At 39.7% G+C, this 6,321-nt stretch carries 5 protein-coding genes and 1 tRNA gene; 3 read left to right on the forward strand and 3 right to left on the reverse strand.

Translation table 11 applies throughout. The annotated features are described in order from the left end of the window. Positions 1–288: 288 nt before the first annotated feature. Positions 289–924 carry an HAD family phosphatase gene (locus QZX97_RS07350; RefSeq protein ID WP_295654099.1) on the reverse strand — a complete coding sequence of 212 codons (636 nt, stop codon included), beginning with the start codon at positions 922–924 and terminating at the stop codon, positions 289–291. A gap of 166 nt (positions 925–1,090) precedes the next feature. On the opposite strand from QZX97_RS07350, the gene QZX97_RS07355 reads away from it, so the two are divergent. The 3 genes from QZX97_RS07355 (at position 1,091) to QZX97_RS07365 (ending at position 3,809) form a co-directional block, all read left to right on the forward strand. Then, positions 1,091–2,086, forward strand: coding sequence for a YncE family protein (locus QZX97_RS07355; protein WP_295664522.1), 996 nt, complete (start codon positions 1,091–1,093; stop codon positions 2,084–2,086). 123 nt (positions 2,087–2,209) lie between these two features. Further along, positions 2,210–2,283: transfer RNA gene (locus QZX97_RS07360), tRNA-Ile, on the forward strand. Positions 2,284–2,576: 293 nt separating this feature from the next. Continuing rightward, positions 2,577–3,809 (forward strand): site-specific integrase, encoded by a 1,233-nt coding sequence (locus QZX97_RS07365; protein WP_295655720.1) that lies wholly within the window; start codon positions 2,577–2,579, stop codon positions 3,807–3,809. Between the two features lie 674 nt (positions 3,810–4,483). Here the strand turns inward: QZX97_RS07365 and QZX97_RS07370 are convergent. Then, positions 4,484–5,794 carry a tail fiber domain-containing protein gene (locus tag QZX97_RS07370; protein ID WP_295664524.1) on the reverse strand — a complete coding sequence of 437 codons (1,311 nt, stop codon included), beginning with the start codon at positions 5,792–5,794 and terminating at the stop codon, positions 4,484–4,486. A gap of 87 nt (positions 5,795–5,881) precedes the next feature. Beyond that, the coding region (locus QZX97_RS07375) for a hypothetical protein (protein WP_295664526.1) at positions 5,882–6,321 on the reverse strand (440 nt) is incomplete at its 5' end.

The following is a 6,321-nucleotide window of genomic DNA, read 5'->3' on the forward strand; positions in this document are numbered from 1 at the left end:
GCTTACACCTAAACAAATGCACATGCAAAAAAACATCAAAATAAAAACTTATAAAAGAGAAGTAAAACCTTTAATAAATAGTCAACTTAATTAACAATAATTGTATCACCAAATCAGTCAACTTTTTTCAGGACGTGACACAAAGCGCATAGAGCTAAGCGCGAAGCGTTAAGAAGTAAAAAGTAATTTGCACATGGGCACAATTACTCATTTGCACATAGTAGCAAACACCCATATTTACCCATAATGAACACTGTTTTATTGGGTTTAGTTGCAAATACTACCATATCACATCAACAGCTTTTCGCGTTCGATATAGGCAGCTAAGGTATCGGGAGACTTCATCAGGAAAGTTTGAACTCCCAGTTTTTGGGCGGTGGCCAGGTGTGGGGGGCTATCGTCGATAAAGAGTGTTTCGGTGGGGTTGAGTTTACTATCGGCTAATACAAATTCGAAGATATTGGCATTGGGTTTACGCATGCCTAAAAAGTGGGAGTAATACACTTTTTCGAAAAGGTCGGTATTGCCTTCCATATCGAACTCACGTTTGAGGTAGCCCATGATATGGTCGTAATGGATGGCGTTGATGTTGCTCAGTAAAAAAGTGCGGTATTTTGCTTTTAGTTGCAACAGTAGTTGGTGCGTGCCGGGTTGTATGCCCAGCAGCATACTGTTCCAGGTATTGTCGATTTGCAAGTCGGTTAGGGTATCGTTATTGGTGATTAGGCGTATCTGGTCGCGGAATTGTGCGGCTGTTATTTCGCCTTTGTCGAACGCGTCGAACAGGGCGCTCTGCTGGCCATGACCAAAAAAGGACTCTACGTTGGTTACGCCCAAAGCCGTCCATGCTTTTTGTGCGAGCGAAAAGTCGATATTGAAGATGACGTTGCCGTAATCGAAAATGATGTTTTTGATGTGATGCATAGCCACGTTAATTTGCCTGCTAATATATCGTAGTTATTTTTACACAAGCAATTTATGTTACTAAATTTACTTGCCGGTTAGCTTTATTGTATCATTGTTATGATATTCAGTTTTGCTACAGAATTATTTACTAAATAGCATCAAAAATTACCAGCATATGAACTCAATGAAGAAAACTATAGCGTTATCGCTATTATTTGGTGCAGCCATCGGCGCATTTGCACAACAAAAAACCGGATTTAAGGTACTTGCCGACTATTCGATAAAAAGCCCCGGAGGCTGGGACTACATTTTAGCGGATGGTGCCTCAAAACGTGTTTATACATCGCACGGAAACCAGATCAATATCATCAGCACTACGGGCGATTCCATAGGTTTTGTACCTACGCAAGGCGTACACGGTATTGCATTGGTGAAAGCTTTAGGGAAAGGGTACATAAGCGCCGGGCGCTCTAACACTATTGATATTTTTGACCTGAAAACCTTCCAGGTTTTAGCTAAAATACCGGTAGGCCAAAACCCCGATGCAATTTTTTATGATGATTTTTCGAAAAAGATCATTACCTGCAACGGCCGCAGTAAAGATGCAACGGTATTTGATCCGTTTACAGAAAAAGTTGTGGCAACAGTACCCTTAAATGATAAACCGGAGACCGCGGTATCAGACGGAAAGGGTAAAATATTTATAAACGGCGAAGGTACCAGTACGGTAATTGTAATTGATGCCACCACCTGGAAAGAAATAACCCGTTATAAAATAGATGGTGGCGAGTCGCCAAGTGGTTTGGATATTGACCGCAAGACTAATCGTTTGTTTATCGGTTGCGGCGATACCAAAACTATGGTGATTATGGACGCCTCGAATGGTAAAACTGTAGGTACAGCACCCATAGGTGGCACCGACGGCGTAGTGTTCGATCCGGGATTGAAAATGGCTTACGCGTCAAACGGCGAAGGTACCATCAGCGCGGTTAGGGAAGTAAGCGCTGATAAATTTGAGTTTGTGGAGAATATTACCACCGAGCCAAGCGCCCGTACCATTGGTATAGACCTGGTAACGCATCATTTGTATTTACCGGCTGCTAAAACTGAGCCGAACCCTGCCGGTGGCCGACCAAGGCAGATACCAGGTTCGTTCCATATTATAGAAGTGGGTAAATAAATACTTGACCGACACTTGTTTAGCGTAAGTTAAACAAGTGTTATCATTAAAAAATGAAATGAGTTTTTGCATTTCGGGTGAATTTGCGTAAAATTGCAGCCGAAATTAAAACCAACAATACCGGCGCCTATAGCTCAGTTGGTTAGAGTAGAAGACTCATAATCTTTTGGTCCCTGGTTCGAGCCCAGGTGGGCGCACAAAGTGCAAAATATCCACCCCCGAAAACCCTTTAAATCGCTGATTTAGAGGGTTTTTTTATTTATTCTCCCCTCAACAACCGTCAAGAAAGCCAAAGTTCTCGTTACCTATCCGACTACCTGTTTTTAATTTTTAACTTAGGTAACACAAACCAATTCAACGAATTGACATACAGTTAATTACAGCGATAAAAGTTTGTTTAATTCAGTCTTTTTAGACGATTCTGTGTTACCTTTTTGTTACCTAAAAACAGGGTGTTTATTGAGCATTTTAAACTTAAAAATTAAATTTTATGCAAACATCACAGTCATTCGGTATCCATTTTACCACACGCCCGGACAAAGCCAGGGACGGAAAAGAACCCATTTACGCTTGCGTAACCGTAAATAAGCAAAGGGCTTATATTGCGCTCAAACATAATGTCGATCCAAAAAATTGGGATAGCGGTAAAGGAACTGCTAAAGGCAACAAGGATGAGGTTAAATCCATTAACAATTACTTGGGAGAGGTCCGTAACACCATAAGCAATAACTACAAGCAGTTGCAGCTTAAAGGTAAAATGCTTTCAGCCAAAGCAGTGAAAGACCTGTATTTGGGAGCAGAAGAGGAAGTTTATACCCTCAGTCGCCTTTTTATCTACCATAATGAAACTTCTACGACGGATTTGAAGTGGAGTACCCTTAAACATTATTATGTCACCCAGCGGTATTTGGTGAAGTTTCTGGACGAACAGCACCAATCGTCTGATATTTACTTGCATCAGCTCGATTTTAAATTTGTAAAAGACTTTGAAGTTTATTTACGTAACCATAAACCAAAGGATCACCAAAAGCAGATCAACAACAATGGTGTGATGAAGCACATCATCCGGCTTAAAAAAATGGTCAACCTGGCAATGAACCTGCAATGGATCGATAACGACCCTTTTGCCGCTTATAAGTTGAAGATACAAAAGGTGAACCGGGAACAACTATCCGAAAAAGAACTGGCTGATATGGAAAAGAAAGTATTTACCATAGAACGCCTTGATATGGTTAGGGACTTGTTTGTTTTTTGCTGCTATACAGGATTATCCTATGTGGATGTTATCAATTTAACACCAGGCCATATTGTTGCCGGTACTGATGGCGAAAAGTGGATTAGAACTTGCCGTGAAAAAACAATGATACCTGTTAATGTGCCACTATTACCGCAAGCACTAAAAATATTGGATAAATACAAGGCCAATATCCGGTCGCTGTCAGGAGGTAAAGTTTTCCCGGTAATGTCCAATCAAAAAGTGAATAGCTATTTAAAAGAGATCTCGGAGGTGTGCAACATTACTAAAAATGTAACCTTTCACTTGGCAAGGCACACTTTCGCTACGACAATTACACTTTCAAACGGTGTACCCATAGAAACCGTGAGCAAAATGTTAGGGCATACAAAAATTACAACCACTCAGATTTATGCTAAGGTGGTGGAGAGGAAATTGAAGGAGGATATGAATGCGTTAAAATTGCGATTGAATCATAAGGACAGGTAAAACAATTCTCATAATTGTTGACAATAGGTAGAACCTGATGTTCCAAAGTTTAGTTCATTAAATCTAAGAATAAAGACAGTAAAATTCAACAAAAAAGGAAATAAATTATCGGCACTATTTACTAAAATTAATAGTTAACGACTAAAATAAATATCAAAAAATAAAGTTGCCCTATGTTTTGGGAATTCCAAGTGATATTTGCTGTATTTAATTTTGTTTCTATTCTAAACGAGACATGATGAGATAATATGAGTTAATTACCCTTTTTCATGTTGTTATTAATTGTTAATCTTTAAATGAAGTTGGATTGCTTCCTATTTGGAGCTACGAATTGTTCATTAAATAGGAAATTATAAATTTTGTTACTTGGAAGGTTTATAAAAATAAAAATACAGTAACATTACGCTGTCGATAATACTACTATTGTTAGTGTCAAAAACGCTTTTTGCGCAATGCGATTATGTTTCAACAAACGGTGCAAATAACACGTAAACAAAAACCTATTCTGGAAGTATATTAATAGCATTAACATTGGTAATGGCTGGATATAGCACAAAATCAATAAAATAAAAGCATTTCATAATAAACCAACAAAAGGTCAGTAATGTCCACTTTTCTTCCGTTTTTTCTGGTGCTTGAAGTTAACGAGTTGATTGAAAATAGACTTTAAATCATCAATCTATTTTTGTTTGTTGTATTTTTATTCGTTTTTCCTGCTCTTGAATGCCTTTTGTTAAAAGCGGTATAATGGAGGTATAATTTACTGATAACAGCTTGTCTTTATCCAAAGTTTCACTCACAATAAATGGCATTACTTTCCTTATCTCCTGGGCGACAAAGCCATTTTCTTCCATATTGTAGTCAGATGACGACAATGTGCTCTTCTTGTTGTAATGAACAGGATTTAGTTTCATAATTGTTTCCATTGCCTGATTTACTGGTATAATATTTATCTTTAAACGTTTATCTGAGCTTGTGCTGAATGTAGGCGCTTTCACATCACCGGTAAAAGTCCCGCTTCCATCGACTGTTGAAAATGTAATAGCATCGTTACCTGTACCTGAATGGTAAAGTTTCCAAAAGCTGTTGTTATAACCACAAACTCCTGCATTATTGGCAGCAAAATAAACTATTTCGGTAGCCGTGTTTGCCTCATGCCCTATCATTATGTTTCCGCTTATCAAATAAGGACTTTTACTGATACTTAAATTTCCGTTTAGCGTGCCGCCCGACAATTGCAGGTATTTTGAAGCGTCAATAATACCCGGCAAACCTTGAATACCCTGTGGCCCCGTAGCACCAGTAAGCCCTATTGGCCCTTGAGGCCCGGTTGCACCTATTATTCCTTTGGTTACGTTTAATACCCCATTGGCATCAATAGATAAAGACTCTCCAACCTTTACCCCGCCTAATGCTGTAGCACCGGCAATAGGCAAGCTATAGCATGTAGGTGTTGTCCAGCTTAATTTCCCCATGCCGTTGGTGGTTAAAACTTGCCCGTTTACGCCGTTTGTCGCCGGGAAATTTATTCCGTCAACACTTGCTGCATGCAGGGCGTAAGGTACGCTCCAAAACTGCGATGTACCCATATCAACATACGCGGGTTTCCAATCTGTACCGTGTATTGACGGCGCCAGCGCTGACTTGATATTTAAAAAATATGGCCCTGCCGACCAGTCTACACTACCGATGGAAGCAGGCCCGGACAAAACGGCCCCTTTACCTATAACTATGGTAAACACTCCGGTGGTTGAAGCCACTACCTGGAACGATTCGGCATATACAACATTGCCACTGGCCGTTTTTTGCAATATCGCATCCTGAACATAAATCATCCGTCCCGCTGCGGGGTTGCCCTGCGCATCAGTCGCTATCGCCTGGAAGATTATACCCTCGGGCGATACAAGTTTACCCTGAGCCCATATCTTTTGTGATAATGCTGTACACAATGCCAATAAAAACAGCATAAAACACTTTTTATTCATTTTTTCCTTTTGTGATTTTTGTAGGCCATGCGAACTATTTTTTTTTGGCTTATAAATATCGATCGGATTAATTTTAACATTGACTTACTAATGGCAAACCATTTGAATCAACACATTAACTGTGTAGCTGTAGCCAGTACCCCCAAAGTAAATTGACTGTAACGGTAATGGCATACAACTATTTTGCAATACCCCCTTTTCGTTATCGCCGGTACCTGTGCCACCAGTATAAATTCCCTGAACGATCAATGACGCACAATTGCTCTGTATTATATTTTGCTCAATATCGCCGGTACCGAGCCCGCCGTAATAAATACTTTGCACTAAAAAAGGCGGGCAGATACTCGGAATAACACTTTTTTCGCCATCGCCATAACCTTTACCACCGTGATAAATAGAAGCCGGTATGTGGGCATTAAAAATACCGCGCATCGAGGGCAATAAGATTTGCGCCTGACCGGCAAAAAAAAGGTGCGAAAAAAAAATGAGCGCGAAAAGTTTCTTCATAAAAAATTTTATTAATTTGA

It is taken from the genome of uncultured Mucilaginibacter sp. (assembly GCF_903893715.1).
GTDB lineage: Bacteria > Bacteroidota > Bacteroidia > Sphingobacteriales > Sphingobacteriaceae > Mucilaginibacter.

Bases quoted from the DNA above. Each gene is read 5' to 3' on its own strand.
- QZX97_RS07355 (WP_295664522.1), top strand. From the start codon at position 1,091: ATGAAGAAAACTATAGCGTTATCGCTATTATTTGGTGCAGCCATCGGC.
- QZX97_RS07370 (WP_295664524.1), bottom strand. From the start codon at position 5,794: ATGAATAAAAAGTGTTTTATGCTGTTTTTATTGGCATTGTGTACAGCA.
- QZX97_RS07350 (WP_295654099.1), bottom strand. From the start codon at position 924: ATGCATCACATCAAAAACATCATTTTCGATTACGGCAACGTCATCTTC.
- QZX97_RS07365 (WP_295655720.1), top strand. From the start codon at position 2,577: ATGCAAACATCACAGTCATTCGGTATCCATTTTACCACACGCCCGGAC.